The 25,501-nt window shown below is 44.7% G+C and carries 27 protein-coding genes; 7 read left to right on the plus strand and 20 right to left on the minus strand.

The features are described 5' to 3' along the window. Positions 1 to 9: 9 nt before the first annotated feature. The 3 genes from K1X84_08440 to K1X84_08450 are packed head-to-tail and all read right to left on the minus strand — an operon-like array spanning position 10 to position 2,086. Positions 10 to 345: a EutN/CcmL family microcompartment protein gene (locus K1X84_08440; protein MBX7151655.1), complete on the minus strand. Its 336-nt coding sequence runs from the start codon at positions 343 to 345 to the stop codon at positions 10 to 12. Positions 346 to 361: 16 nt separating this feature from the next. Further along, positions 362 to 1,861, minus strand: coding sequence for a DUF92 domain-containing protein (locus K1X84_08445; GenBank protein MBX7151656.1), 1,500 nt, complete (start codon positions 1,859 to 1,861; stop codon positions 362 to 364). 3 nt (positions 1,862 to 1,864) lie between these two features. Continuing rightward, positions 1,865 to 2,086, minus strand: coding sequence for a 4Fe-4S binding protein (locus K1X84_08450; protein MBX7151657.1), 222 nt, complete (start codon positions 2,084 to 2,086; stop codon positions 1,865 to 1,867). A 147-nt stretch (positions 2,087 to 2,233) separates the two neighbouring features. Here K1X84_08450 and K1X84_08455 point away from each other — a divergent pair, with 147 nt between their 5' ends. Together K1X84_08455 and K1X84_08460 are read left to right on the plus strand one after the other, a co-directional pair. Continuing rightward, the gene (locus tag K1X84_08455) at positions 2,234 to 2,689 is read left to right on the plus strand and encodes a hypothetical protein (protein ID MBX7151658.1); all 456 of its coding nucleotides are present in this window, start codon (positions 2,234 to 2,236) and stop codon (positions 2,687 to 2,689) included. 3 nt (positions 2,690 to 2,692) lie between these two features. Further along, complete coding sequence (locus K1X84_08460) at positions 2,693 to 3,583, plus strand: hypothetical protein (GenBank protein ID MBX7151659.1); 891 nt, start codon at positions 2,693 to 2,695, stop codon at positions 3,581 to 3,583. On the opposite strand, the gene K1X84_08465 is transcribed toward K1X84_08460, so the two are convergent. Genes K1X84_08465 through K1X84_08485 form a run of 5 tightly spaced genes read right to left on the minus strand, consistent with a single transcriptional unit; the run spans position 3,578 to position 9,148 of the window. Continuing rightward, the gene (locus K1X84_08465; protein MBX7151660.1) at positions 3,578 to 4,261 is read right to left on the minus strand and encodes a DUF3047 domain-containing protein; all 684 of its coding nucleotides are present in this window, start codon (positions 4,259 to 4,261) and stop codon (positions 3,578 to 3,580) included. The genes K1X84_08460 and K1X84_08465 overlap by 6 nt on opposite strands. Beyond that, the gene (locus tag K1X84_08470) at positions 4,258 to 5,415 is read right to left on the minus strand and encodes a glycosyltransferase (protein MBX7151661.1); all 1,158 of its coding nucleotides are present in this window, start codon (positions 5,413 to 5,415) and stop codon (positions 4,258 to 4,260) included. Before K1X84_08470 ends, K1X84_08465 begins: the two co-directional genes overlap by 4 nt. 16 nt (positions 5,416 to 5,431) lie before the next feature. Continuing rightward, complete coding sequence (locus K1X84_08475; protein ID MBX7151662.1) at positions 5,432 to 6,931, minus strand: oligosaccharide flippase family protein; 1,500 nt, start codon at positions 6,929 to 6,931, stop codon at positions 5,432 to 5,434. Further along, on the minus strand, positions 6,924 to 8,198 hold the full coding sequence (locus tag K1X84_08480; GenBank protein ID MBX7151663.1) for a glycosyltransferase: 1,275 nt from the start codon (positions 8,196 to 8,198) through the stop codon (positions 6,924 to 6,926). Before K1X84_08480 ends, K1X84_08475 begins: the two co-directional genes overlap by 8 nt. Next, the gene (locus K1X84_08485) at positions 8,195 to 9,148 is read right to left on the minus strand and encodes a hypothetical protein (GenBank protein MBX7151664.1); all 954 of its coding nucleotides are present in this window, start codon (positions 9,146 to 9,148) and stop codon (positions 8,195 to 8,197) included. The genes K1X84_08480 and K1X84_08485 overlap by 4 nt, the downstream gene beginning before the upstream one ends. 245 nt (positions 9,149 to 9,393) lie before the next feature. On the opposite strand from K1X84_08485, the gene K1X84_08490 reads away from it, so the two are divergent. After that, entirely contained in the window at positions 9,394 to 10,638 is a 1,245-nt protein-coding gene (locus tag K1X84_08490) for a glycosyltransferase family 1 protein (protein ID MBX7151665.1), read from the plus strand. Next, a complete protein-coding gene (locus K1X84_08495; protein ID MBX7151666.1) occupies positions 10,593 to 11,780 on the plus strand; it encodes a glycosyltransferase family 4 protein in 1,188 nt (395 codons plus the stop codon). The genes K1X84_08490 and K1X84_08495 overlap by 46 nt, the downstream gene beginning before the upstream one ends. A gap of 1 nt (position 11,781) precedes the next feature. Here the strand turns inward: K1X84_08495 and K1X84_08500 are convergent, their stop codons facing one another. From K1X84_08500 to K1X84_08550, 11 genes are all read right to left on the minus strand, one after another. Beyond that, positions 11,782 to 12,921, minus strand: a complete 1,140-nt coding sequence (locus K1X84_08500) for a cystathionine gamma-synthase (protein ID MBX7151667.1) — start codon at positions 12,919 to 12,921, stop codon at positions 11,782 to 11,784. Positions 12,922 to 13,002: 81 nt separating this feature from the next. Continuing rightward, on the minus strand, positions 13,003 to 14,358 hold the full coding sequence (locus tag K1X84_08505) for a cystathionine beta-synthase (protein ID MBX7151668.1): 1,356 nt from the start codon (positions 14,356 to 14,358) through the stop codon (positions 13,003 to 13,005). Between the two features lie 55 nt (positions 14,359 to 14,413). Further along, the gene (locus tag K1X84_08510; GenBank protein ID MBX7151669.1) at positions 14,414 to 14,818 is read right to left on the minus strand and encodes a roadblock/LC7 domain-containing protein; all 405 of its coding nucleotides are present in this window, start codon (positions 14,816 to 14,818) and stop codon (positions 14,414 to 14,416) included. A 15-nt stretch (positions 14,819 to 14,833) separates the two neighbouring features. After that, positions 14,834 to 15,184, minus strand: a complete 351-nt coding sequence (locus K1X84_08515; protein ID MBX7151670.1) for a roadblock/LC7 domain-containing protein — start codon at positions 15,182 to 15,184, stop codon at positions 14,834 to 14,836. A gap of 177 nt (positions 15,185 to 15,361) precedes the next feature. Continuing rightward, positions 15,362 to 15,745 (minus strand): STAS domain-containing protein, encoded by a 384-nt coding sequence (locus tag K1X84_08520; GenBank protein MBX7151671.1) that lies wholly within the window; start codon positions 15,743 to 15,745, stop codon positions 15,362 to 15,364. A 25-nt stretch (positions 15,746 to 15,770) separates the two neighbouring features. Continuing rightward, positions 15,771 to 16,763: an ABC transporter ATP-binding protein gene (locus tag K1X84_08525; protein ID MBX7151672.1), complete on the minus strand. Its 993-nt coding sequence runs from the start codon at positions 16,761 to 16,763 to the stop codon at positions 15,771 to 15,773. 125 nt (positions 16,764 to 16,888) lie between these two features. After that, a complete protein-coding gene (locus K1X84_08530; protein ID MBX7151673.1) occupies positions 16,889 to 17,641 on the minus strand; it encodes a fatty acid desaturase in 753 nt (250 codons plus the stop codon). Between the two features lie 219 nt (positions 17,642 to 17,860). Further along, entirely contained in the window at positions 17,861 to 19,123 is a 1,263-nt protein-coding gene (locus K1X84_08535) for a DUF445 domain-containing protein (protein ID MBX7151674.1), read from the minus strand. 31 nt (positions 19,124 to 19,154) lie between these two features. Next, positions 19,155 to 19,799, minus strand: a complete 645-nt coding sequence (tmk, locus tag K1X84_08540; protein MBX7151675.1) for a dTMP kinase — start codon at positions 19,797 to 19,799, stop codon at positions 19,155 to 19,157. A gap of 134 nt (positions 19,800 to 19,933) precedes the next feature. Next, positions 19,934 to 20,665, minus strand: a complete 732-nt coding sequence (locus K1X84_08545) for an NAD-dependent deacylase (protein ID MBX7151676.1) — start codon at positions 20,663 to 20,665, stop codon at positions 19,934 to 19,936. A 73-nt stretch (positions 20,666 to 20,738) separates the two neighbouring features. Then, a complete protein-coding gene (locus K1X84_08550) occupies positions 20,739 to 22,205 on the minus strand; it encodes an aminoacyl-histidine dipeptidase (GenBank protein ID MBX7151677.1) in 1,467 nt (488 codons plus the stop codon). A gap of 1,200 nt (positions 22,206 to 23,405) precedes the next feature. Between K1X84_08550 and K1X84_08555 the strand changes: the two genes are divergently transcribed. Both K1X84_08555 and K1X84_08560 read left to right on the plus strand, forming a co-directional pair. Next, entirely contained in the window at positions 23,406 to 23,687 is a 282-nt protein-coding gene (locus K1X84_08555) for a hypothetical protein (GenBank protein ID MBX7151678.1), read from the plus strand. A gap of 97 nt (positions 23,688 to 23,784) precedes the next feature. Further along, a complete protein-coding gene (locus tag K1X84_08560; protein ID MBX7151679.1) occupies positions 23,785 to 24,702 on the plus strand; it encodes a lysophospholipase in 918 nt (305 codons plus the stop codon). Between the two features lie 247 nt (positions 24,703 to 24,949). Here K1X84_08560 and K1X84_08565 read toward each other — a convergent pair whose 3' ends face one another. Then, positions 24,950 to 25,234, minus strand: coding sequence for a hypothetical protein (locus tag K1X84_08565; GenBank protein MBX7151680.1), 285 nt, complete (start codon positions 25,232 to 25,234; stop codon positions 24,950 to 24,952). 86 nt (positions 25,235 to 25,320) lie between these two features. On the opposite strand from K1X84_08565, the gene K1X84_08570 reads away from it, so the two are divergent. Further along, positions 25,321 to 25,501, plus strand: a 181-nt coding sequence (locus tag K1X84_08570) for a hypothetical protein (GenBank protein ID MBX7151681.1), incomplete at its 3' end; no start/stop codon positions are given.

Here is a 25,501-nt window from a genome sequence, read left to right on the forward strand (position 1 = left end):
AATATACGCTTATTTTGGAGGTGCGGGAAAATCCTTGCGCAGTTTTTCAGTTTCAAGGCCATGAAGTAGTTTTTCATCCACTTCGATTTCATCGACAATACCGATAACGGCGGCTTCAATGGATAACTCATTGGGATGGTCGCTCAAGGCTCGTCGGGCTGCGTGACCGTACGAGCAAATAACAAGTTCGCCAATTCCAGCGCCGAGTGTGTCCGCAACAACAACCACATTTGTATTCGGTGCTTTATCGATATTAACCGGATGAATCATCAAAAAGCGAAGCGATTTGACATTATCAACTTTTTTCGTTGCCCAAACTGTTCCTACAACCCGGCCTATAAACATGCTTGAATACTTTCAGTTAATTGACCATCCAAAAAGCGGCTAAACCGCCAATAAAACCACACAGAATATTGACGCGATCATTGGTTAAAAATTCAAATCCGCGTGTCGGGCATGTATTTTCATTACAGTGATTAAATTTTTCAGTTATTTTATTGCACACGCGGCAAATGTATTGGACCTGGAGCGTTGCCCCAAGCCAACTGTCAACCAAACTCCCGAACATTCCTGCTAAAACAATCCACGCAAAAATCTGTTTTTGAGAAAAAAAACAATCGTCGTAAAATGCCCACCCGCTTCCCGCAATGACGGCCGCTCCCAATAAACTCCCCAGCGTGCCTTGCCACGAAATGCCTCCGGAAGTTCCAGGTTCGACTTTTTTGAAATTCACGATACTTCGCACTGTGCCCTTAAAAAAAGTACCAACCTCTGTACCCCACGTATCGCTTGTCACAGCGGCTACCGCACCTAGATAAATCACGTACCATCGCGGCTCAGGATTATGGTAACCCATGACAACGGCTAGTCCGGCCAGTCCGCCATTGGCGACCACTTGTCCCAGATCTCTTGTATGGCCTTTTTCAAAAACCTGTTCAAAATGTTCTTTTCTTTTTTTGCCAAGCTTAGATAAAATACTCGACGTAACAAAAAATAAAAGAATAGGCCATGCCCATTTCCAACCGCCTACACCGAAGATAACCGTTCCCAACAAAAACGCACCGGCCGATCCACCCTGCGTTAAAAATCCAAGTCGATAGGAAGCAACGGCGACCAATGCCGCTATTACAATACTTGATGCAAACTGCCATTGGGCATTCGGTTCGGCATGCGTCATAAAACTTATGACCATCGCCGTAACGATCGGAATATTGAAATTATCCGAACCTTGCGATGACATCGCTTCGACGGTAGTTGCCAAAACGGCCGTACAAACGGCGATCACGATCATTTCAAAGAACATTCCATGATAAAAACCAATGGCGTGAAGATAATAAAACGCTGTCAAAACCACAAGCAACGAAGTAAAAAACATGACGGAAGAACCTTCGAGCGATTTGCGATCGCGATACCACACAAAACTATGCGGTTGGCGGACACGCTCTCCGGCAATCGCCGCCGCGGCATCGCCTAAAGCCAGCACGGCCATCGCGATCATAAAAGCAGGTTTATCCTGATCCCAAAACACCACAGCGAGAATGGTGAACGACAGCGGATAATAAACGGTCCCGTATGTTTTTCGCTGGGTCGCGTGCATTCCGCTCAACCATTCAAACCGGATGGCAAGAAAATTAACTATAGTAAAAAAACAGCCCAGAACAATAGCGGGAATTTTTGATACGAGAAATACGGGAGAGAAGAAAACGAGAATGCCGGTGGCAACATGAATGATCTGCCGCGTCGTTTCGCCGGGCCAGCCAAAATATTTACGAATGCTTTCGCCGGTTACTACGATACCTGTCAGACCCAGCAACGCATAAAAAAAATGCGCCCAATCGCCGGAAGCCGAAAGAAAGTCCATGTACTACGCCACAGTTTGAGCTTTGCGCCGTTCGGATAATTTAGGAAGAGGCACCCCGTCGTTATTCAACACTTCGAAAGGGCATATTTCAACGCAGAAATTACATTCAGTACAATTTTGATGAATAACACCAAGGCGAACTTCCGAAAGTTCGAGCGCATCAAACGGACAAACACCTACACACGCACCGCACAAATCGCATTTATCGTAATTAATTTGAATCATGATTTTCCATGTTTGACAAGAATGGCTCCAATATAATGACTCATGCGCACTAATGCAAAATTAAAGTTTTGTTGAAGCGTAACCTCCCGATAACATTAATTTCACAGTTGAGTATTAAATTAAATCTGCTCAAATGAGACATTATCTATGATCAATAAAGCCACCAAAATTTTAGCCGGCACCATGCTAGTATATTTGATTTTAGTCGCCACGCATGATGGAGAATTCTGGCCATTTAGTATCTACCCGATGTTTTCAAAGGCCGGCAGACCGTGGCAGCGAGTGATCGTTCGTGACGTCACAGGCATTCCGGATAGTACTTACAATCACCCTATCAACATGGATCGGCTGCCGGGATTGGCTGTTCCATTAAACAACTACGGCATAGAGACCATTGATCTGGCTGATTACATTAATAAAACTGAATCATGGAATAATGAAAAAATCCATGGCATCCGAAGCTTGCTTGGCGAAGAACATTTTAAAAACAAAAAATGGCTGATCGTCAAAGTTCATGGTCAATTATCGCGCGATGGTGTAAATGTAACAGCGACCCCGTTTCTGCTTCTTGAAGAAAACTCCAATAGCTTTATAAGCTTTTAAATCATGCAGAAGTTTTTTGAAAAAATTGTCGAATCAAAAAAAACCGAAACATCGGGTGATGTTATCTTTTTTAGAATTTTTGAATTATTCGTTCTGTATTATATCGTCAAATTTGCGTGGGAATGGGGGCTCTATACTATGCGATTGGGCGACGTAGCTTTACCTTTGGGCCTTGCAAACTATATTGACATCCGGTTTATGTACGGCAACATATTGCCTTTGGCCAATGCGGTTTTAATTACTTTATTCGGCATCATCGCCTTTTTCAAGAAATTCCGCGGGACGTATGGAATGATTATTATTCTTCTACACATCCAACTCGTGGCCCGGGACAGTCAGGGAGAAATTTCGCACAGCGGCAATATGATCGGCATGACCTTGATGGGATTGGCGTTAGGGAATCTTTTTTTTAGCAATCCATCCGATAAACGAAAATTCGTTTGGAGTTTTGTATTCTTTTATATCGGACTTAGTTATGTATCCGCTGGAATATGTAAATTGGTCGGATCCGGCTGGACGTGGGCGGCTGGACAGCATCTGTGGCTATGGATGGCTGAAAAAGGAACGGATACTTTGTCCAGAACCGGAAGCTTTGAAATGAATGCCCTTCAGCAACTGGCGTCCACCCACGTCACCATAGCCACACTTATTCTAACAATCGGTTTGGTTACAGAATTATCAGGATTTTTACTATGGTTCAGTAACACGCGACCGTATATAACGATCGCCCTGATCGGATTGCATATCGGTATTATGTTCACAATGAATATTCAATTCCATTATTTCATCCACGAATTGATCTTAATCGGTTTTCCGTGGAGCCGGTTAATCGATTATCTTTTAGTTAGAAAACCGTCGTGGTTCGAATCGCGATGGCTGCAGCCTATTCTATAGCGACTTCAGAATAAAATCGTCATAATCTCCGCGCGCCCACGTTTTGGTATTATCTGCATCACTGAGAATTAAAATGGCTACGGGACATTTTGGAGGGTTTTCTCCAAATAAATTTTCGTAATCCTCGGCAATATTACGTTCAATCGTAAGCCATTGGCCAGAGCGTTCCATTCCTGATTCGAGAACCATTATTTTTTGATTGTTCTTGTTCACGATTTTGCCTTTTGGAAGCGAAGTGCTCCATGTATAGCGAATGGAAACCGGCGACTTGAAAATTCCGCTGAATTTATAAACCACATACACACTGAGCGCAACGTCGTTTTTATCGTCGTCATATTCGTAAGCGCCGGATGGCAATTGCCACGCACGCCATCGCCAGGATAAAACCGGCGTTTGCATCAGATCAATATCCGTACGATTCCCTAAAGGCAAACTGAGGTGTTTCCCATCCCATCCGTCGTATCGAAGAAATTGATTGCCCTCTTCTTTTTCTATCGCATATTGGTAATTCTTTTTAGCATCTTGTGAATAATATTTTGGCTTATTTTTACCGTCACGGTTGAACCAGTTTTCAGGCAAATTACCGACAGTATCGTTCTCAAAATTTTCCAGCGTTATCGATTTATCGCTAATGACATTCATGACGAATATGGCCATCATCAAAATGATTCTGATCATTTCAAACCGGCCTCGTGATTATCAATTATTTGATCGTAATACGTTTCTAACTTTCTATTGACCGCTGTGATTTCATATTCTCTGCAAATTTTCTCGTACCCTGCCTCCCCCATTCGATTCCTTAATGTTTCGTCTGAAAGTAAACGTTCCAACCGATTTGCCATTGCGATTTTATCCCGTTCTGCGACTAAAAAACCATCTTCACCATCCTTGATCATTTCAGGGATACCACCATGCAGTGTTCCAATCACCGGCACTCCGCACGCATACGCTTCTTTGACGACATTCGTTGTAGCTTCTTTATCATTATTACTTGCAGTCCGGCTGGGAAGAAGAACGACAGCCGAATCATTGAGAAGATCATTAATGCCCGCAGCCGGTAAAGGCCCCGTGAATTCAACACAGTGATCAATACCTAACTTAGTGATCAACGATTTATAATATCGCTCCAATGTGCCGTAACCGACAATAATCAATCTTGCATTGAACTTATTGCAGATTTCTGCAAAAGCTTCAATGCCATCGTCAAATCCTTTTTTCTCTACAAATCTACCGATCATGACCACCTTCAACGGATTGCTTTTTTTTCTTCTTTCAAATTTAAAAACATTCAAATCAGTTCCTAAAATATGTGTAATCAATTTATCCGGTGGACAACCCAAAGCAATCATTGACTGTCGGAGACTCTCCGAATCACAAAAAAATGCTGAAGCATAATCCCGCATTTCAGGATAATTCTTTACATAGTAACGCCAACTCCACTGATTTTTTTCATGACCTTCGAGAACGGAAACATCATGACCGTGCAACGTCACGACTAAAGGTAATCCGTGCCGTTTTGCAAAGCGCAAAGCATGAACGCCATTGAAGCCAAAATGGGCATGAACGATATTAAATCGGCGTTGTCGAAAAACTCGATCAAAAGTCCAACTCTGCATACTGAGATCAAAAACCATTGACTCTAACCGGCGTTTTTTCAGGTGAGATGTCAGCGCTATCACATCATGACCTGGAAACAATTCTGCATTCATCCATCGACGGGCAAAAACCGTGACCTCGTATCGCTCGTGATAAATGAGTTCATTGTGAATAAATGTTTCTGAAGGAGGAAGAAAATTAGTCCTAAATACAGCAACGCGTTTTTTTAAGTTCATTGTACAATCTATTTTATTAATCAATTCTTAATATTTTAATTCTTACAAAATTCAGTAAATAGTGCCAAACTTCATGATGAATGATTCGGCCGATAGTGCCTAACGTGACGAACAATGTTAAATACATCAGAACAGAAACTAAGGCCGCAAAGTCATTGGCGATCGGATTGATGAAAGGCCGCAATCCCCAAACTATCACTCCGCAAGCAATGGATATGACCAACACTTTGAAATAAAACGGAAAAGGCAGTACACGATAAAAAGGTAATTGCAAATGTTTTCCGATACGACGAAGCGCCAAGTACCAACTCACCATGTTGGCCAGAAAACTTCCCAACGCCGTACCGTTTATGCCTAAATACGGCGTCAATGCGAGGCTTAAAGAAATATTGACGACTAATAACGAAACAGTAATCCAGAGAATTCCTCTCGTATCTCCAAACGATTGTAAAATACTGCCGTAGGATGTGACTCGATGCAGTACAATCAAAGTATAGATCTGAAAGGGAATCACAGCGCCGAGATATTGTTCCCCGAACAGTTGAATGATTATATCGCGCGCCAACACGATACACAGTATCCCAAGCGGCACAACGATCAACGTCACGTTTCGGATACCGGCGTACCATAATTCTAACAGCTCGCGCTTATTTTCGCCCAGTACTAGTCGCACATAGCGGCTGATTAGCACGGATCCAACAGCGAATGGAATGACGGAAATGATAGGAATTTCCTGGGCTCCTGCATTGTAATCTGCCAATGCGGCGGCGGGCAACATTGCCGCGACAATAAATTTGTCCGCATATTTATTCAGGCGGCCCACCAAAGACGATAAACCGATGTAAAATGAAAACCGCAACTGCTCTGATAAAATCTGCTTCGGCAATTTTTCTAAAGTATTCGGTAAGACACAGTTCAGCCAAACAAACGAACCTATAAAACGAATGATGGCATAGATCATCAATCCAATAAGCGCGACCGAAAGCGAGTAACCCAGCAAGAGCGGTCCGATCAAACAGCCGAACATCAAAGCACTCGTCGCTATCTCAAACCACGCCGCGTCTTTCTGTCGATCACATGCCAATAGCAAGTTGGTCACCGGCCAGGTCGGAATTTCAAAAATAGCTGTGACGGCAATATAGATGAAGCACGCTTGCATTGCTTCAACCTGTTCATGACTCCATTCATTTAAAAAAAACGGAACCATATACCCGTACGCGATTACGGCAAGGGCCGCTAAAGCGCCGGTAATGGCAAGAATAGTACACGTTTGAATGGTAAAAGCTTTACGTACATTCGGATGAATGCGTTCAAAAAAATAAAAAACGCTGTCCGGAAAACCCAACGTCGCCAGATATTTGACGGTTTGATAAACCATCAGCAGATAGCTGACCATTGCAAAATCGGTTTTCGAGAGTAGCCGAACCGTAGCGATCGCCGTTACAAGATCGATCAGCGTGGTCATGACCCGTGAGAATACGACGACTCCTGCTTTTGCCGCTAATGATTTAGCCATGCAAGGCCTCGTTCAATAGATCCGCAAGTTTCTGACTGGTCGATGTAGAACTAAATGTCGTAATTGTTTTTTGAACCGCATTACCGGAATAGGGCAATTCCAATCCATCCCGTTTTGCCTGAACGCAATAAAGTAAAAATTTTGCGCTGCGATACACGGAATTATCTGAAAATTGAATTCCGGTGTTGGTCGTACGAAGTATGTTTTCGATTTCGTTATTTTGCGATAAGGATAAAATAGGTTTTCCAGCAGGTAAATAATCCCAGAGTTTGGCCGGAATGATATCGTTGCGCTGATCCGATGTGCTCAAGAGCAACACATCAAATCTTTTTAAAGTTTCGTAGGCCATTTCAGGCAAAACGGGATCAAGGACGTTAAATTGATTCAACACACCGCGCTTTTCAGCATAACAGCGATCATTGTGATTAAGATTTCCAAATGAAAAAATACGAATGAATGATCCAAGCTCAGGATCGATGGTTTTACATTCGGCAATCACTTCAATGATGTTTTTAGCGGACGACAATGTTCTGAATTTTCCAAAAAAAACGACGTTGAGCTGATCTTTAACCGTCAACGCATTTTCGTCACCGTTCTTTTCAACCGCTTCGGATTCAAACGAATTATAAATGGTTTTCATTTTTTCCGAATAAACCGGATAAGATGTCCGGTATCTTTCTTCGGTTTGTCGTGCCGTAAATACAATGCGGCTGGCTCTTTTTAAAATTTGTTTTTCATACAATCGATCGATATTCCGGCTGATATTCCAACGATGATGGTTTCGAACCGGACATAATGTCCAGGGATCGCGGAAGTCTGCTATCCAGGGAATCTTGAATTGTTTCGACATGGACAAAGCAGCAACGTGCGATGACCACGGATCAGCCGTACTCCACAATACGTGAGGCTTGATTTTATGAACGATTTTCAAAAGCTGAAAATGCTGACTCCACCAAAATGGTAGCCAAGTATCGATCGGAAACCATTGATCAACAAATGATGTCAAATTTGCTTTAGGTGGCGCATTTTTATTTAAATGACTTTCTGAAGTTTGCGTGCGATCCATAGGCGGTTTTAATGACAACACCTCGATACCTTCAAGTGCGTGTCGTTCTTTTTCCGTCAATAAGTTTTGATCAGTTCCGAACGTGACGATGGTCGGTTTCCAGCCGAATTCACGTAGGTGAACGGCAAACTTAAATGGACGCAATGAACCGACGCGACGGCGCGGTGGAAAATATGGAGCCAGCATTAAGACTTGTTTCATGGCTTGTCCCCGATCATTGCGTTCCATTGTTTTTCAGCAAACTCCAGAAACGGTTGCTTCTCATGGTGCCAGCCAAAATGTAATACGTAAGGCGTTACTTTCATTTTATCACCTTTACCGGGATAATAGGACCACAACTTGATCAATAGTTTTTTTAGTCGCTCCGATTTAAGTCCGCGAAATGAGTAAACCGTTTCATCGCCGAAATACAGACATTCGACTTGTGCAAATTCAGAATCATGCATCGTCCAGTTTTTAATATAATCCAGTTGAGGACTGCTGTGTGCCTGGAACCATGGATACACCGGGATATTCAATGATGACATAGCCATCGCTAGACTCCATTCGCATGATTCTTCGTTCCGGCCTTTTTCTTGTTTCCGGCTCCGAAAGTGAGTTTCATGTTTCCGGCTGAGTATTTCTTGCGCTTTTAAACAAACATCCCGCGTCCGTACGGTATCTTGAGCAAATATCATCCCTGATTGAACGCGGCTCAAATAGGTCAATCCAAATCTTTGTAATGTTCGTTGCCGCCGCCGAAATAAAATATCCGCGACAATTCCGGCATTTTTTGGGCCGCCGAAAAAATTATCCGCTACGATTTTTCCCGTGATTGTAAAAGGATGAACCGATAATGAAGTCCATAATGAGTCGGGGTCTCTGCACCATATCATATCGGAATCCAAAAAAAGATTCTTTTCAAAAATCATATACTCATGAACGTTATGTTTGAATCCGACGATGGATGTGTGTTTCGGATTCAACATGACGATTTGATCAAAAACATTTATCTCATTCTTTTGCAGGATATCACGATGGCTCGATTCACATACCAACGCGATCGGCCGTTGTTGATCATATCGGCGCAGCGTTTTTGCCGATGCAGCAGCATGGTGTAAATATTTTTCTTCGCCATACGCGGTATAAATATATCCTTCATTTTGACTCATTCATTACATCCTTGCATGCCATTTTTTTGTTGCGCACGTACATTGTTTCTTGCAGTAAATGTTATCGCGATTAACACTCATAATATTCTTCTAATAAATCTTTCTGTCGTGTAACCCGGTCACTATAAATCTATCCTCTCAAAACTTTCTCATAACATTCTCGCATTCAACAATTTTCGTGAGCGTTTGGCGCAATTTTTGAGCCTAATTTTTTCGAAACATTTTTTTTCATATTAAGGGCCACCATGTTCGAGCATAGTCTGCCTTTGCATGCATCGAAGTTATCCCCTCAATCTTTAAGGGTTGCGCTTTTTACAGGCAATTATCAATGCGTACGGGATGGTGTAGCGCTCACTCTGAACCGTTTAGTAAAATTTCTCGACAGCCGTGGAGTTCATGTCATGATTTTTTCACCGTATATCGACAAACCGGCCGTCGAGCCTTTTGGAAATCTCGAGACCGTTCCGTCGGTAACAATTCCGGGAAGAAAAGAATACCGTTTCTCTCTCGGGTTGCCTCAGCATACGCTGGCCAAACTTCAGAATTTTAATCCGAATCTTATTCATGTGTCCACGCCGGATGCACTTGGACTCAGTGCAATCCGGTTTGCAAAAAGCAGGCGTATTCCAATGGTCGGTTCATACCACACTCATTTCACCGGTTATCTGAAATATTACAGATTGGGATGGCTGGAAAAACCGGGATGGCAATTTGTAAGATGGTTTTACAAACAATGCCGGCATGTGTATGTTCCCACTCCATCGATGGCTGCTGAATTGCGAAAACATAACGTCGCTCCCGATATCCGGCTGTGGAGCCGCGGAGTCGATACGGAATTATTCGAACCGGATAAACGTGATTGGAATTGGCGGAGAAAACTTGGCTTCAACGACCATGATAAAGTGGTATTATTAGTCTCGCGGTTGGTCTGGGAAAAAAACCTCAGTGTTTTTGTAAACGTCATGCAGGAAGCCATGAAAACGGATCGAAGCATCAAAACGTTAATTGTAGGTGACGGTCCCGCGCGAACTGAACTGCAGCGACAGTTGCCGCAAGCTTGTTTTACGGGTACATTGTCCGGCGAAATACTTGCCAAAGCCTATGCCAGCAGCGATATGTTTTTCTTTCCGTCAGAGACTGAAACTTTCGGTAACGTTACTTTGGAAGCCATGTCCAGTGGACTACCGGTTATTGTCGCCAATGCGACGGGCAGTGTATCCCTTGTTCAGCATGGTGCTACAGGATTTGCAGCCGAGCCCAAACGTATCGAAATGTTCGTCCAATACATCCTTCAGTTGAGCCGATCGTCATCGTTACGCGAGCACATGTCCAAAGCGGCACGCCAAAAAGCGATGACACTGCCTTGGGAAAAAATCAACTCGGAATTATTGGATAATTATTACCAGGCATTACGTTCATCAGAATATACTATTAACAAAAAACTATGGCCTTACGAATCCTCTACATCTCCCATTCCCATCCTCCCGTAAATGCTCCGCTTGAAAATGTCGGCGGTATGCAGCGAGTGAGTATGCAGTTGGAACAGGCATTAAGACGTCACCGAAGCGTTAAACTTTTTTCCATGGTCCAACAAACGTCATGGTCATGGATTGGCGTAAAAACTTTTCACTTCTTGTGGAATCTGTTATTCAGGGTTCCTGTGGTTGCCGAACGTTTTAAGCCTGATGTAATTATTTTCTCTTCGATGGTAACTGCGCTGACCGCGACTATCCTGAAAAGCCGTCTTGATACACCGATGATAGCCGTCACTCACGGCAAAGATGTTACCTTGCCGTTTTTTTTATATCAATATTTTTTACCGGTTATATTTTCAAAGCTAGACGGCGTCATTTCTGTATCGCATGCTACCAGGCAAGCGTGCATGGATCGTGGTTTGGCCGAAGAAAAAAGTATCGTCATCCCAAATGGTTTCCATGATTTTCCGTTGACAACTTTTATAGAAAGAACTACGGCTAAACAATCACTGGAAGAAATTGTGCATAGACCTTTCCTTAACAAAAAAATATTGCTTACCGTCGGGCGACTGATAGAACGAAAAGGCCACGCATGGTTTATCGAAAACGTTTTTCTGAAAATTCGTCACGACTGTGTTTATCTGATTATCGGAGAAGGGCCGGAATATAGTGCTATTGAAAATATGATAAGACGTATGAATTTACAAAGCTGTGTTCAACTTCTGGGCAAACAAACGGATGAGGTTTTAAAGATGGCTTATGCCGCTGCAGATATTTTTGTTATGCCCAATGTTCCTGTCGAAGGAGACATGGAAGGATTTGGAATAGTATTATTGGAAGCAAATATGGCTGGAACGCCGGTGATAGCGTCGGATCTGGAGGGTATCAAAGATGTTATCTCGCAAGGCAAAAACGGTTACCGCATTCCTTACGGTCATCCTGAGATCTTCGCCGAGCGAATCGATGTAATGCTTAACGGGGAATCAAAACAGATGGCTGCGACATGCCGCGCTTATGTTGAATCCCATTTCTCCTGGGATTCCATCGTTCCGCGCTATATTAATTATCTAAATGAAATAGTGTCAGATTACATTCCGGAAACAGACCGTGGATTGATTACAGCCGAACCATCCGAAAGCGAAGTGGCTGTATCCTGAATTACACGTGTTCCAATGCCTGCCGGATATCGGCGATCAAATCATCGCTGTCTTCACACCCGACCGAAAGCCGGACTAGTCCGTCGGTTAATCCCAATTTCAAACGGTCTTCCTGCGGCACGGACGCATGCGTCATGCTGGCCGGATGGCATATCAAGCTTTCGACGCCGCCAAGGCTTTCCGCCAATGCAAAAATTTTAACATTGCGCAAAAGGTTTTTTCCGTTTTCAATCGAGCCCAATTCGATGGAAATCATTCCCCCGAACCCTGTCATTTGTTTTTTTGCCAACGCGTGTTGAGGATGGGTCGGTAATCCCGGATAATAAATTTTTTTCACTTTAGAATGTTCGGATAAAAATTTGGCCATGTGCATTGCGTTTTCGTTATGCTGGCGCATACGAAGTCCGAGCGTTTTGGTCGCCCGTAAAACAAGAAAACAATCCATCGGCGACGGCACGGCGCCAATCGCATTTTGAAGAAAACGTAATTTCTCATGAATAGCATCATCGCCCGTGATCACGATGCCGCCGATCACATCGCTGTGGCCGTTAATGTATTTGGTCGTACTGTGCATGACAATATCGATTCCAAAATTCAGCGGCGTCTGAAAATACGGACTCATAAACGTATTATCGACGACAGAAATCAGTTTATGTTTTTTTGCAATGTTCACAACGGCCTGCAGATCGGTAATCGTCAACATCGGATTCGTCGGTGTTTCGACGTAGATCATTTTTGTATTCGGACGCACGGCTTTTTCGATGAGACTTGCATCAGACGTATCGATCCACGACGCTTCCAGGTTAAAACGTTTCATGATCTTATCGAAAAAACGAAATGTACCGCCATAGACATTGTTTGACACGATCACATGATCGCCGCCGTTGAGCAACGCGGCAATATTTGTAATGGCCGCCATGCCGCTGGCAAACGCGATCCCGTGTTTTCCTTTTTCAAGTGCGGCAATATTTTTTTCAAGCGCTACGCGCGTAGGATTGATCGTGCGTCCGTAATCAAAACCTTTGGATTTACCCAACTCCTCCTGTGCGTAGGTCGACGTGAAATAAACCGGCGTCATCACCGCGCCGGTCGTCGGATCGGGAATTTGTCCGGCATGAATTGCATCGGTCTGGAAGCCCATGATATTTCCTTTTTAGTAATTGTATTGACGATCATCCAATTTCAAAATTGGACTGTCAACGCATAATTTGATTACGATTAATTACTTTCCCATAACGGCTAAATAATCGAGCAGATCGATACGCGTCATAATACTCACCGGCTTCCGATGTTCATCAACCACGACAACGGCCTGACTCTTACTTAGCATTTCTTGTAACGTTGTAATGGGAGTATTGAATCCAACGACCGGTACTTGCCGGTTCATACATTTTGAAACCAATGAATGCGGAACGCCTGCGCCGGACGCGAGAAATTCCATCAGGTCGGCCTCCGACACAATGCCAACCAGCACGCCGCCGGACGTTACGGGTAATTGTGAAATACCTTTTTCGCGCATTTGAGCAACGATCATCTGGATGGTTTGCATATCATCGGCACAGACCAGTTGTGGCCGCGGCGACTTATCCAAAATGTCTTTCACTTTGCCTTTGATTGGCTGTGTTTCAAAGAATCCGTTATCGCGCATCCATTTATCATCAACGAATTTTGTCATATAATTTCTAACGCCGTCCGCCAATACAACCACGCAATTTTGACCTTTCTTAAGCGACGGAGCTTTTTGCAAAGCGGCAAACATAGCCGAACCGCTGGAACCGCCGACCAACAAACCTTCCTCGCGAATTAACCGGCGCGACAAAAGAAACGACTGTTGATCTTCTGTTTTCACCCATTCATCCACCAATCCGCGATCAAGTACGTCCGGAACAAAATCATAGCCGATGCCTTCGACTTTGTACGTACCGACTTGCGTACCGCCGCCCAAAATCGATCCGACCGGATCGGCTCCGACAATGCGGCAATTCGGCGCAACTTCTTTGATACGTTTCGCGACGCCGGTAATCGAACCTCCGGTACCTGCTCCCATTACAACCATATCGATTTTGCCATCCACGGCTTCCAGAATTTCCTTGGCCGTAGTTTCATAATGAACGAGCGGATTATTGGGATTGGAGTATTGATCGAGAATGTGAGCATTGGGCAATTCCGATTGAAGCCGTCGCGCGACACTGATATGACTTTCGGGCGAATCAAACGATGCTTCTGTCGGCGTACGGATAATTTCCGCGCCCAGAGCCTCCAGGACGACTTGTTTTTCACGGCTCATTTTTTCTGGCATCGTAATGATGACGCGATAACCGCGCACCGCTCCGGCAAGCGCAATGCCGATACCCGTATTACCGCTCGTGGGCTCAATCAAGGTGTCGCCGGGTTTGATACGGCCCTCTTTTTCAGCCGCTTCCACCATCGATTTACCAATACGATCTTTCAGCGATCCGCCGGGATTGAGAAATTCACATTTTGCAAATAAGTTGCATTCCAAATGGGCGCCAACGCGGTTAAGTCTTACCATCGGGGTACGCCCGATCACTTCCAGGATGTTGTTGTAATAAAGCATGTCCGTTTGTCGTTAAAAGTACATAAAAAAAGCGGAACTGATTCCGCTTGTTCAATTAAAAAACAATTTCTTTTTTCTGCATCATCGATGCCGTGGCGTCGACGTATTCCAGGGTCTTTTTCATCATCATGCTGATGCGGTTTTTGTCTTCACCGGCAACAATGATAAAAGTGTGCGGCGCCAATTGCGTCACCAATACATACCGTCGGTCACCGACTGAAACGTTGGTCCGTACGGCTTCGTTCATTTGATCGGATGTAACGCCCGGGATCGCAAAAATCTTTTTACCGTAATCCATAAAAACCGACACCATCGCTGCTAATTGTGCGTCAGCATTTTCATCGGGCGTATTCGAACTCAGCACAAAGCCTTCTTCCGAAACCAGTGCTACAATGGATTTCGCATCGACGGATTCGATGTCTTTGATGAGTTTGTCAAAATAAGATTTATGAGAAAGCATGGAGCCTTTTGCCGTTTAATTGACGTGCGATTTTAATTCTTTTAATGCCGTATTAATATCAAATAGAATCAATCCAAGTTTCGCATTCGTTGTCGTAAATACTGTCAGAAGCGTTTCGCGCCCCGCACGGGTAATCACGATAAAACCTTCTTTTGCGCGAATAGTGATCTGCGACATTTGTCCGATCATGGCGTCTTCTGAACTGGTTTCGCCTTGATTCAGCAGAGCGGCTGAAATTGCAGCCACCCTTTCCGCCTCAATCGAGTCGGGTAATAATGAGGAAATGATCAAACCGTCGTTGCTGACTAAGGCCACGGCGCTCACGCCGGGAGTATCGTTGCGTAATCGTTTTAAAATGTCTTCCATGCTCTACCTACCTGATAGAATTAAATATGAATACACTGTCGGCGTGAAAAATTCTCGCAATGTTACTGAAATATTCGAATAATGTCAATAAAGGAAGTTAATGAATCTTTTAGATATTGAACCAAAAAAACAGAAATCCAAAATGTAAGCCGACGGGCTTAAAAATCCCGCGTAAAATTATGTTTCTAATCCCTCTTCTTCTTCGTCCTCACGGAAACTTTCAATAGCATTTTCCTTATTTTCAAAAAATTCAAACACGCGGTCAAGTTTGGCAATTTTGAACATGCTTAGTACTTTTTCAAAGGCGCCGACGATCCGGAGATCGCCTCCGTCTTCACTGAAAATCCTCCGCCCGAATAGCAGCGATCCCAACCCTGAACTGTCAATAAAATTAACTTCGGAAAGATCAACTATCACTTTACAAATACCTTCATTGCGTAAAGCCAGAAATTCCTGTTTATAATGAGACGATATCCGGCTGTCCACGCGTTCATCATGAATTCGCATAAGAATCACGTCACCGATTTCTTCATTGTCAAAATGAATGACTTGCCCTTCCATAAGGCACCTCGCTTTTTTTTACAATTCAAACCGCCATTGTATGACGACCAGCTAAATGACAACTTACCCAATGTCCGCCGGCTTCATTCCATGACGGCTCGACTTCTTTGCAAATTTTTTCAGCATACAGACATCGCGTATGAAATGCACAGCCTTGCGGTATTTGAGCCGGACTTGGTACGTCCCCTTTCAATTCAATTCTTTGCTTTTTGATTTCCGGATCCGAAATTGGTACCGCCGACATAAGGGCCTGCGTATAAGGATGCAATGGATTCTTGTAAATCGACTGAGCATCCGCCATCTCAACAATTTTACCGAGATACATCACCGCAATCCGGTCCGAAATGTGGCGCACGATCGCCAGATCATGCGCAATAAACAACATTGTCAGCGAAAGTTTTTTTTTGAGTTCCGTTAAAAGGTTAACAATTTGCGCCTGGATGGATACGTCAAGCGCTGAAACAGGCTCATCGCATACTATAAACGACGGATTAACCGATAATGCACGCGCAATACCGATACGCTGGCGTTGACCGCCGGAAAATTCATGAGGATAATTATTGGCCTTGCCAACCGGCAAACCTACCATTTCCATCAACTCACTGATTTTTTGATCCGCCTGTGCGCCTTCGGCGATGCGATGCACATGAAAAATTTCCCGTAACATAGTATCGACGGTCTGGCGGGGATTGAGTGAACTGAAAGGATCCTGAAAAACCATCTGCATCTTACGCCGTATAGCCCGCAAATCCTTACCGGATAAGGTCGTCACATCGCGTCCTTCCAGTGTAACCGTCCCACTGGTCGGTTCGATCAGCCGGATCACACATCGGCCCGTCGTGCTTTTGCCACAGCCGGATTCACCAACAAGCCCCAACGTCTCGCCACGACTGATCGAAAACGAAATTCCGCCCACGGCTTGAACGGCAGCAGCCGAATGTGAAAAAAAATTCTTTCTGACACGAAAATTCTTCCGAAGATTGGTGACTTCGATTAAAACGTCCGATGGCGGATTCATGAAATTTAGATCAGGTTGCAGAGAAGATTATGTCTTTTTGAAGGTAAGGAGTGATCGAGCGAAAGTCAAGCAGGCGGGAACGGAAAAAACAAAAAAGGCTGCCCGAACGGGCAGCCTTTACATTTTTATTTCGACATATCGGAAATCTTTACCTGGGCTAACCTGAAAAACATCAGGATGCGGATGTACATCCAACCGATATCAAATTCAAACCATTTCGATGAAAACTTACTCGATGCGGGATATTTATGATGGTTGTTGTGCAGTTCTTCACCGCCAAGCAAAATACCGAACGGAACAATATTACGGCTTTCATCTTCAACCTTATAATTGCGGTATCCCAAATAATGTCCTACGCCATTGATTACGCCGGCAGCCCAAAAAGGAATCCATACCATTTGAATGGTCCATACGAGCAATCCATATCCGACGTTAAATAATACGATATCGATGGCCAATAATGTCAAGACGCCGACGAATTGTAATTTCGTAAAAATATATTTTTCCAGCCAGTCATTGACGACGCCTTTGCCGTATTTTTCCAGGACGGCCATGTTCTTGGTTGCCTGGCGATAATAGTACACGCCTGCAAAGAGGATTCCCAACACGCCGTGATTGACAGGACTGTGAGGATCGTCCGCCTGATCGGTAAACGCGTGATGTTTGCGATGGCAGGCAACCCATTCGCGTGTATTAAGCCCGGTTGACAGCCACAGCCAGAATCGCATCAGATGGCTCACCGGAGCTTTAATGGTCAATCCTCCGTGCGTTTGATCGCGGTGAAGATACAAACTCACGCATACCGTTGTCAAGTGTCCGCTGATGCATGCAATCAATACAGGCAGCCACCAATGTTCAGTCAGAACGCTCCAGATCATGTCATAACTCCTTTGGCAGTGAAATTCAAGATAATGGTTTACAACTTTGAAGATTCCGGTAAAGGCATGAAAAAATTACTGCAACTTTACGCGAGCAGAATAGATTATGTTTCAGTGTGTTGTCCCGGACATAGTAAGAACAAATTCAGCGAATGTCAAAATATATTATCATAATCTTTTGATTAAATAACGGTTGCGTTGAATTACTCAACGCTGCTTTTAAAACAGCAACCGAATCAAACCGATCACAATTCCGATAGCAAAGCCGGCTATGGCACCGTTGACCCTGATCCACTGCATGTCATCATACGTGCGTGCCTTGAATTGCTCTTTGATCGCCTCCGGCGAAAGACGTAAGATGTTTTCTTCGACCAATTCCCCGATGCGATGATGATGTCTGGTCAAAAGCTCTCCGACAATATTCATAATTTTTTGATTGATGTCGGACTTCAATTCAACGTCTGTTTTCAATCGCCCGATCAATTGCTCGACGCCTTCTCGAATCATGGTGCTCAATGAGCTGTCGACTGCACGCATTTGCTCGTCGACGCTATTTTTAATAGCGGCAACGAGCCGTTGGATCCAGGCTTTTGTATCGAAATTTCGTGTCAATTCTTTCCCTAATTCATTCATTTCAACGGCAGCGGACGAACGCTCATCCAGGAGTCTCTGTGCCCAGTCCGACGTGAGTTCATTCAGTCGTTCGCGCAAAGGATGCCATTCGTTGTACTGAATGTCCTCGAGAAATCGCGTTAATTTAATAATAGTTTTATCGGTTGCGTCCGCCGGATCAAAAAACAATTGTTTGAAAAATCCGCCCCGTTCTTCCGCCATTTTTTCATAAATCAAATCGTATGCTTCTTTCGTGGATAACGCCGCAATAAATTTATCCGACAGAAAAGGGATCAGGCGATTCATGAGTTCACGAACTCGCCCGTCATTCAGATGTTGACCTATCCACCGGCTGACGCGGATGTCGGATAGTTTTTCTTTCGCCAGTACGGTCAATTTTTCCTGCGTCGAAGGTTGTTCAAGGAACTCAAACAATGTATTCATCAGCCATTGAATGAAGGCTGTCGTTTCACCTTTACGGTGCATGGACGAGAGCATTTCCGCTATCGCATCGCTGACATCAATTTGCGTCAACATTTTGCCGATACTTTCGCGCGACAACCATTCATTGGCCACCAATTTGCCCGCACTTTGAGCGATGGCTTTTTGTTTACGTGGAATGATGCCTGACGCAGGCACGACACGCCACCGGCCGATCTTGATTTCATCGAAAATCATTTTGACAGCCAGCCAATCGGCGGCTCCGCCGACCGTGCCCGCCTCAAAACCCGTTTGCAGTACGCTCATCCACAACGGCGCCCATTCCGGAAAAAGTTTGATGACGGCCGAGGTTCCCAGTAGGCCGGACAAAACCGCAAAAAAAGAAATCTCGCCTTTATGTTTGAGGAAAAAAGAGGATGTTGGATTCATGCGAAGCAATGGTGTGGGGTAGCCGAAATGTTTATTTCAACCGGCTCAAGATCCATCCGCTGGTAATTTTTTTCGTTTCTTTATAAATCGCTTCATGCACGGCGTCGGGCGATTGATTGCCGTCGATAATGCGAAACCGTTTGGCGTGTGTCTGGGCCAATTGCAAATATCCGTTGCGGATGCGGTTAAAGAAATCCTGATCTTCGCTTTCAAGGCGATCCATGTGGCCGTTGCTTTTGCGACGCCGCGATTCTTCCCACGCGATATCGATGAAAAACGTCAATTGCGGCGTGAGCCCGCCGGTCGCCAGTAAATTGGCGCGTTTGACATTTTCCAAATCGATGCCGCGGCCATAACCCTGATACGCCGTAGTCGAATCGAAAAACCGGTCGATCAAAACAACGTCACATTCCCGCATACCGGGAATGATGCGTTCGTAGACGATTTGCGCACGCGCCGCTTCATACAAAAGCAATTCCGTCATCGCGCCCATTTCGGCGTGTTGATTCGACAAAAGAATTTTACGGATTTCTTCGGAGATCGGTGTGCCGCCCGGATCGCGCAGCGTGAGTACATTAAAAGTGTCGGCGCGCAGCCTCTCAGCCAGTTTCTCCACTTGCGTCGACTTGCCGCACGCGTCAATGCCCTCGAAACTTATAAAAAGCCCGTTTGCCACGTGAATCTCCGGTTTTTGTTGAACATTTCGGACGGACGAATGTAAAAAAATTATCCTAATAAGGAAAGTAATAATTGGGTCGTTTTCAAAAGACACTATTCGCTTTTAAAATTTATAATCCGATAAGCCGGAATTCATCCCCACACGGCTTTCACCAACGCCGGCAGAATTTCCCCGCTTTTACCCTGAAGATAATAAGTTGCTTTCGGACTCAACGGCGTTACTTCCGGATTAATTTCCACTACCGTTGCGCCGTTCCGCAAAGCATCCAATGGCAGCCCGGAAGCCGGAAAGACAACGCCCGACGTTCCGATGGCAAAAAAAACATCGCATTGACGCGAGATCTCCATAGCTTCGTGCATTTCTTTTACCGGCAACATTTCGCCAAACCATACGACGTCGGGCCGCAGCATGCCCCCGCATCGCGGACACCGCGGCGGAACATCGCCGGTATCTTTCCATAACTCCACGACGACGTCTTCTTCAAAACATTTCGTACGCTTGATGTTCCCGTGTATTTCCAAAACATGATGGTTTCCGGCCAGCCGGTGCAAACCGTCGATATTTTGTGTGACGAGAGTGAACGATTCCGCGCGCTGCTCGATCTCAGCCAATGCAAAATGTCCGGGGTTGGGTTGAACTTTGGCGATCATTTCGCGGCGCATGGCATACCATTCCCATACCATGGCCGGATTGCGCCGGAAAGCCTGCGGCGTGGCCAGTTCCTCCGGATTGAATTGCGCCCACATGCCCGTCTGCGCATCACGAAAAGTCGGAACGCCGCTCTCGGCGGAAATGCCTGCGCCGGTAAACGCTACAATACGTTTTGCCGTGCGTAATTTTTCGATGAGTTTTTGGTCAAACATTAGCTATTGCAGATAATTTAGTTTTCGCTGAAAAAGTCGAAAAATGTACAACTCTGTCTACTTCGAACTCGTTTCACCCTTGCGCCAATTTCTCGAGCATTTTCAACGTTGCTTCGTAAAACGGTTTAACGGACGGAATGAACAAGCTTTCGTCAGGCGAATGCGCACCTTGAATTGTCGGACCGAATGAAATCATTTCCATACCTGAAAATTTTTCGCCGATGATTCCACATTCCAGACCTGCATGAATGGCCGTGACATGCGGTTCTTTGCCGTACATTGCCTGAAATGTCGTTTTAGCGATGCCGAGCACTTTCGATTTCATGTCCGGTTTCCATCCAGGATATCCTTCCGATTGTGTCATCTCGGCGCCCGCGAGTTCAGCAGTCGCGCGCACCCGATCGACCAGCGCGTCTTTTTCCGTTTCGATGAAACTGCGTTGATTGCTCCCGATCAATATTGATGTATGCGTCATTTCGATCGTCGCCAGGTTCACCGACGTCTCCACAAGTCCGGATAATTCTTTGCTCATCGCCATCACACCGTGCGGCAACGCATGTAATAAATTAATCAAAACGGCCGTTTGTGATTTCTTCATGACATGTGGTTTTTCCGTGGACGTTTCGGTCAGTGTCATTTTTAAATGCGGATCGGTCGAATGATAGACCGGTTTGATAGCTTTCTGCAATCGCTGAAAATCCTTTTTGAACGACGCAACATCTTCGTTTGAAATGGCCAGGACGGCCTCTGCTTCGCGCGGAATCGCATTGCGTTTACTGCCGCCGTGAAGATGCGACAGACGAAAACTGTACGAACGGTGCAAGCTCCAGAGAATTCGCGCAAGGATCTTGATCGCGTTTGCGCGGCCGAGATGAATATCGAGACCGGAATGGCCGCCGACTGCGCCTTCGACTTTGATTTGCAATGCCGTCATGCCGTCGTGCACGTCCTTCCATTTGACTGGAAACGTAATCGTCGCATCTTTGGCGCCGGCGCATCCGACAAAAAGAACGCCTTCTTCTTCGGAATCCAGGTTGATCAAGCGACGTCCTTTGAGCATTTTCGGGTCCAGATGCGTCGCGCCGGTCAGGCCGGTTTCCTCATCGATGGTAAAAAGCATTTCCAGCGGTCCGTGCACGAGCGAGTCGTCGCTTAAAATCGCCAGCATCGTCGCCACTGCAATACCGTTGTCCGCGCCGAGCGTCGTACCCGTCGCTTTGATCCATTCGCCGTCAACGCGCGGACGGATCGGATCTTTGTCGAAATCCATCGTCACGTCTTTGTTTTTTTCGCACACCATATCGAGATGGCCTTGCAAAACGACCGCCGGCGCATTTTCCAAACCGGCCGACGCCGCTTTCCTGACGACGATATTGCCCGTGGTGTCTTCCTGAATTTCACGGTTCAGTTTCTTAGCCGTTTCAATAATATATGTGCGGATTTTTTCTTCTTTTTTGGAAGGCCGGGGAACCTGCGTGATCTGGTAAAAATAATCGAAGACCTGACGCGGTTCCAGTCCGGATAAACTATGTTCAGCCATGATTGTCTCCCTGAATAAGTGGGACATAAAATAACCTTTCCCTTCGCGATTATCAAATGCGATTTGTTAGGTGTCATTCCCGCGCAAGCGGGAATCCAAGAAGGGCTCGAACAAGTTTTTCCTCGTTACTATTGTCGAAACACGGTTTTATCAAGGCCGGAAAATACGCGTTGAATGAAATTGCCATTCCCCTGACAAGTCGGGGGAATCCAGACCAGAAAGCATATTCTCATAAGTGTTCCTACGGCTACGCCGTGCCACTTTCTTTGTCTTGATACAAAGAAAGTAGCCAAAGAAAAATCAAGGCTGTGATAAAACTGCCGGAATCCGAGTTCGCTTACTTAGTGGCGGAAAATAGTTCCAAATTCTATCGCATTCATAAACGTGATCAATCATTTCACATTTTCCGCTGAACCTTTCGCGAACTCGTATTCTCTTCGGCGGTTTTATCAAGGCCAAGGAAATACGTGTCGAATGGGATTGTCATTCCCGCGTACGCAGGAATCCAGAACGAAATTCCAAATTAGTGTGTGAAATCTGGATACCCGCGTTCGCGGGTATGACATAAGAGTTGGAAAAGTTCCCATTCCTTTCAAAGAGATTTGGTGTTAGTTGGGCATTTCTGACCGGCCTTGCAAAAAACGCCGGACTAAGAACCGGCGTTCGCATATCATCATGCGGAAAACGTGAAACACATTCAATCTTTGAGCAAAACTAATAGCATGTAACTGTTTTCCGCACCCAAAAAGCGAACGGCGGTTCAGGCGTTTTTTGCAAAGCCTTGATTTTTCTTTTGGTTCTTTTCTTTGTATCAAGACAAAGAAAAGAACATAATGGATTTCAGGTTTTAGTGATTTGGAACACAAACAAATTCAGGCTCTGAGTGAATATCCGCAAAGACCGGACACCACGTTCTTTCTTTTGGCTTGACCCAAAAGAAAGAACCAAGAAAAGGTCAAGGCTGTGTCCCGCTCCCTGAGCGGAGTCGAAGGGAGCCTCGGGCATTCCGGTCGTTTCGACTTCGCTCAACGACCTCGTTACAATTGTCGAAACGCACGTAAGAATGGCGTCAGTTCGAGCATGTCGAGAACTGACCAGCAAGGGCGGTTGTCCATTTTATAACTTGCGTTTCCACGAACTATGATGTACAATTGCGACGTAATATTTTTTCAAAATAAGCAGTTTGAGCAATGACAAGCTATGAACTATACTGATAGTGCAAATAAAATCATTCAAAAAGTGGACATCAACCTATATTCGCATATTGATAATTTGGTTGAGCAATATAAAGCATATAGTCATTTAAAAATTAGTTTTATGCCAGGAGATTCATCTACCTTGCATGCTGGATTATACGACAATAATGATAAGATAATAACAGCTGCAACATTCAATAGAAGAGGTATTTTGGTATATAATTCTATAAGAACTATTATATTTTCTTATTCGAATGGAACAGTTGATTTAATTAAGGCCGACTAATTCGATAGACATTTCCATTTAATTTTATGTATTGATTTTCATTCCATCACTGTTCTCACAATAGCTCCAAAATAAACCTTCATCGAAATATTCTAAAATGATCAAATGGATCCTTCGTCTTCTCGCTATCGGTGTTATTATCGCTTCACTTTTATATGTAGCCGCTTGTCACATCGCCCCGTATTCTATTATCAAACCGCACCGGCTGTCCCGTTCTGAGATCGAACAAATGTTTTCTCAGCGTTATCCGGATCAATTCGGATTGACCTTTGATACACTTTCAATTCCGGTAAACGATACGATCACGCTTAAAGGCTGGTTTTTGCATTCGATAACCGATAGCAATAAAGGTACTGTTTTCGTTTTACACGGAATCGCAAGTTGTAAAGAAGCGATGCTGCCGCTCGCAAGTAAATTTTGCCGGAACAATTACAATGTTGTATTGTTTGATTTGCGGACGCACGGCGAAAGCGGCGGCGAATATTGTACGTATGGATATTGGGAAAAACGCGACGTGGTTATTGTTATCGATTCTATTCAATCCAAATATCCGCAAGCCGCTCCATTCGCCATGTTTGGCAATTCGCTCGGCGCAGCCATTACTATTCAAACGCTGGCTATAGAGCCTCGCTTGACTTGTGCTGTTGTGGAAAGTCCTTTCGCAACATTACGGGAAGTTACGTCGGATTACTTGACGCGAATCATCAAAATACGTTGGCGCTCTTTTTCAAATGCGGCTTTGAATGAAGCAGGTTCCATTGCTAAGTTTCCCGTTGACGAAGTTCAACCCGAAATCGCAGCGTTTTCCATTCGCCAACCGGTTTTGGTGGTTCACGGTACAAAAGACAAACATATCTCGATCGAATACGGAAAAAGAGTTTATCATAATCTTCAATCTCCTTATAAAGAATTCTATGAAATATCCGAAGGTGACCATTATAATTTAATGACTGCAGGAGGAATTGAATATGAAAATAAAATCATGTCTTTCTTCGATCACTATTGTAAACCGTAATCACTTTAATCACTTGCCTTTCATCTCTCCGCTTATTACAATGTAGCCGTCCAAATCATATCGTAAAAATTTTACACACATCATCCATGACGATCGATCTGAAAAAAGCTGAAAAATCACCGGCTTGAGTCTTGTGGAGATAAAGAAGATCAGAGTTTCTAAGAAGTAAAAATCCCACCGTTTATTTAATTTCCCGTTCGAACAAGTTTCACTTTAAAACCCTCGTTAAAAATATGCTGCACCGAGTTCAGCATGACGCAGAGTCGTTTCTCAGCCAAAGGCTGACTGTGTCCGCCTCTGGAGGATGTGCCTCCGGCATCAGGCTTCGCTCAACGACCAAGACCGCTTCCTGAGCGGAGTCGAAGGAAGCCTCGGGCATTCCGCTCGTTTCGACTTCGCTCAACGACCGCGTCGGAAATTGTAGAGCGGAACGCCGTTCCGCTCTACATATCAACATTGCATTGCCGTACAACGGCACAACAGCATGACGCGTTGTCATTTTTATGACAAATTGCTTGATCGTAGTGTACATCAACTTTTGTTTGCAATTGCCCCCGACGATCGTACATTAACGGCATGAATTTTCTCACACATTATTATTGTAATTCGGGTCAAAACTTGAGCCCGGATTTTCATTTCGGCGTGTCATTGCCCGACATCCTGAGCGTGTACGACCGGAAACTCCGTTTTCATGAATCGGCCATCACCAAACTCATGTCGGACGAACCGCACGTCATGGTATGGAAGGGCATTCATAATCATCTCCGCGCAGACGCTTTTTTTCATCAGTCGGAATTTT

It is taken from the genome of bacterium (assembly GCA_019695335.1).
Taxonomy (GTDB): Bacteria; CLD3; CLD3; order SB21; family SB21; genus JABWBZ01.

Bases quoted from the DNA above. Each gene is read 5' to 3' on its own strand.
- K1X84_08440 (MBX7151655.1), bottom strand. From the start codon at position 345: ATGTTTATAGGCCGGGTTGTAGGAACAGTTTGGGCAACGAAAAAAGTT.
- K1X84_08445 (MBX7151656.1), bottom strand. From the start codon at position 1,861: ATGGACTTTCTTTCGGCTTCCGGCGATTGGGCGCATTTTTTTTATGCG.
- K1X84_08450 (MBX7151657.1), bottom strand. From the start codon at position 2,086: ATGATTCAAATTAATTACGATAAATGCGATTTGTGCGGTGCGTGTGTA.
- K1X84_08455 (MBX7151658.1), top strand. From the start codon at position 2,234: ATGATCAATAAAGCCACCAAAATTTTAGCCGGCACCATGCTAGTATAT.
- K1X84_08460 (MBX7151659.1), top strand. From the start codon at position 2,693: ATGCAGAAGTTTTTTGAAAAAATTGTCGAATCAAAAAAAACCGAAACA.
- K1X84_08465 (MBX7151660.1), bottom strand. From the start codon at position 4,261: ATGATCAGAATCATTTTGATGATGGCCATATTCGTCATGAATGTCATT.
- K1X84_08470 (MBX7151661.1), bottom strand. From the start codon at position 5,415: ATGAACTTAAAAAAACGCGTTGCTGTATTTAGGACTAATTTTCTTCCT.
- K1X84_08475 (MBX7151662.1), bottom strand. From the start codon at position 6,931: ATGGCTAAATCATTAGCGGCAAAAGCAGGAGTCGTCGTATTCTCACGG.
- K1X84_08480 (MBX7151663.1), bottom strand. From the start codon at position 8,198: ATGAAACAAGTCTTAATGCTGGCTCCATATTTTCCACCGCGCCGTCGC.
- K1X84_08485 (MBX7151664.1), bottom strand. From the start codon at position 9,148: ATGAGTCAAAATGAAGGATATATTTATACCGCGTATGGCGAAGAAAAA.
- K1X84_08490 (MBX7151665.1), top strand. From the start codon at position 9,394: ATGTTCGAGCATAGTCTGCCTTTGCATGCATCGAAGTTATCCCCTCAA.
- K1X84_08495 (MBX7151666.1), top strand. From the start codon at position 10,593: ATGGCCTTACGAATCCTCTACATCTCCCATTCCCATCCTCCCGTAAAT.
- K1X84_08500 (MBX7151667.1), bottom strand. From the start codon at position 12,921: ATGGGCTTCCAGACCGATGCAATTCATGCCGGACAAATTCCCGATCCG.
- K1X84_08505 (MBX7151668.1), bottom strand. From the start codon at position 14,358: ATGCTTTATTACAACAACATCCTGGAAGTGATCGGGCGTACCCCGATG.
- K1X84_08510 (MBX7151669.1), bottom strand. From the start codon at position 14,818: ATGCTTTCTCATAAATCTTATTTTGACAAACTCATCAAAGACATCGAA.
- K1X84_08515 (MBX7151670.1), bottom strand. From the start codon at position 15,184: ATGGAAGACATTTTAAAACGATTACGCAACGATACTCCCGGCGTGAGC.
- K1X84_08520 (MBX7151671.1), bottom strand. From the start codon at position 15,745: ATGGAAGGGCAAGTCATTCATTTTGACAATGAAGAAATCGGTGACGTG.
- K1X84_08525 (MBX7151672.1), bottom strand. From the start codon at position 16,763: ATGAATCCGCCATCGGACGTTTTAATCGAAGTCACCAATCTTCGGAAG.
- K1X84_08530 (MBX7151673.1), bottom strand. From the start codon at position 17,641: ATGATCTGGAGCGTTCTGACTGAACATTGGTGGCTGCCTGTATTGATT.
- K1X84_08535 (MBX7151674.1), bottom strand. From the start codon at position 19,123: ATGAATCCAACATCCTCTTTTTTCCTCAAACATAAAGGCGAGATTTCT.
- K1X84_08545 (MBX7151676.1), bottom strand. From the start codon at position 20,665: ATGTTTGACCAAAAACTCATCGAAAAATTACGCACGGCAAAACGTATT.
- K1X84_08550 (MBX7151677.1), bottom strand. From the start codon at position 22,205: ATGGCTGAACATAGTTTATCCGGACTGGAACCGCGTCAGGTCTTCGAT.
- K1X84_08555 (MBX7151678.1), top strand. From the start codon at position 23,406: ATGAACTATACTGATAGTGCAAATAAAATCATTCAAAAAGTGGACATC.
- K1X84_08560 (MBX7151679.1), top strand. From the start codon at position 23,785: ATGATCAAATGGATCCTTCGTCTTCTCGCTATCGGTGTTATTATCGCT.
- K1X84_08565 (MBX7151680.1), bottom strand. From the start codon at position 25,234: ATGTACACTACGATCAAGCAATTTGTCATAAAAATGACAACGCGTCAT.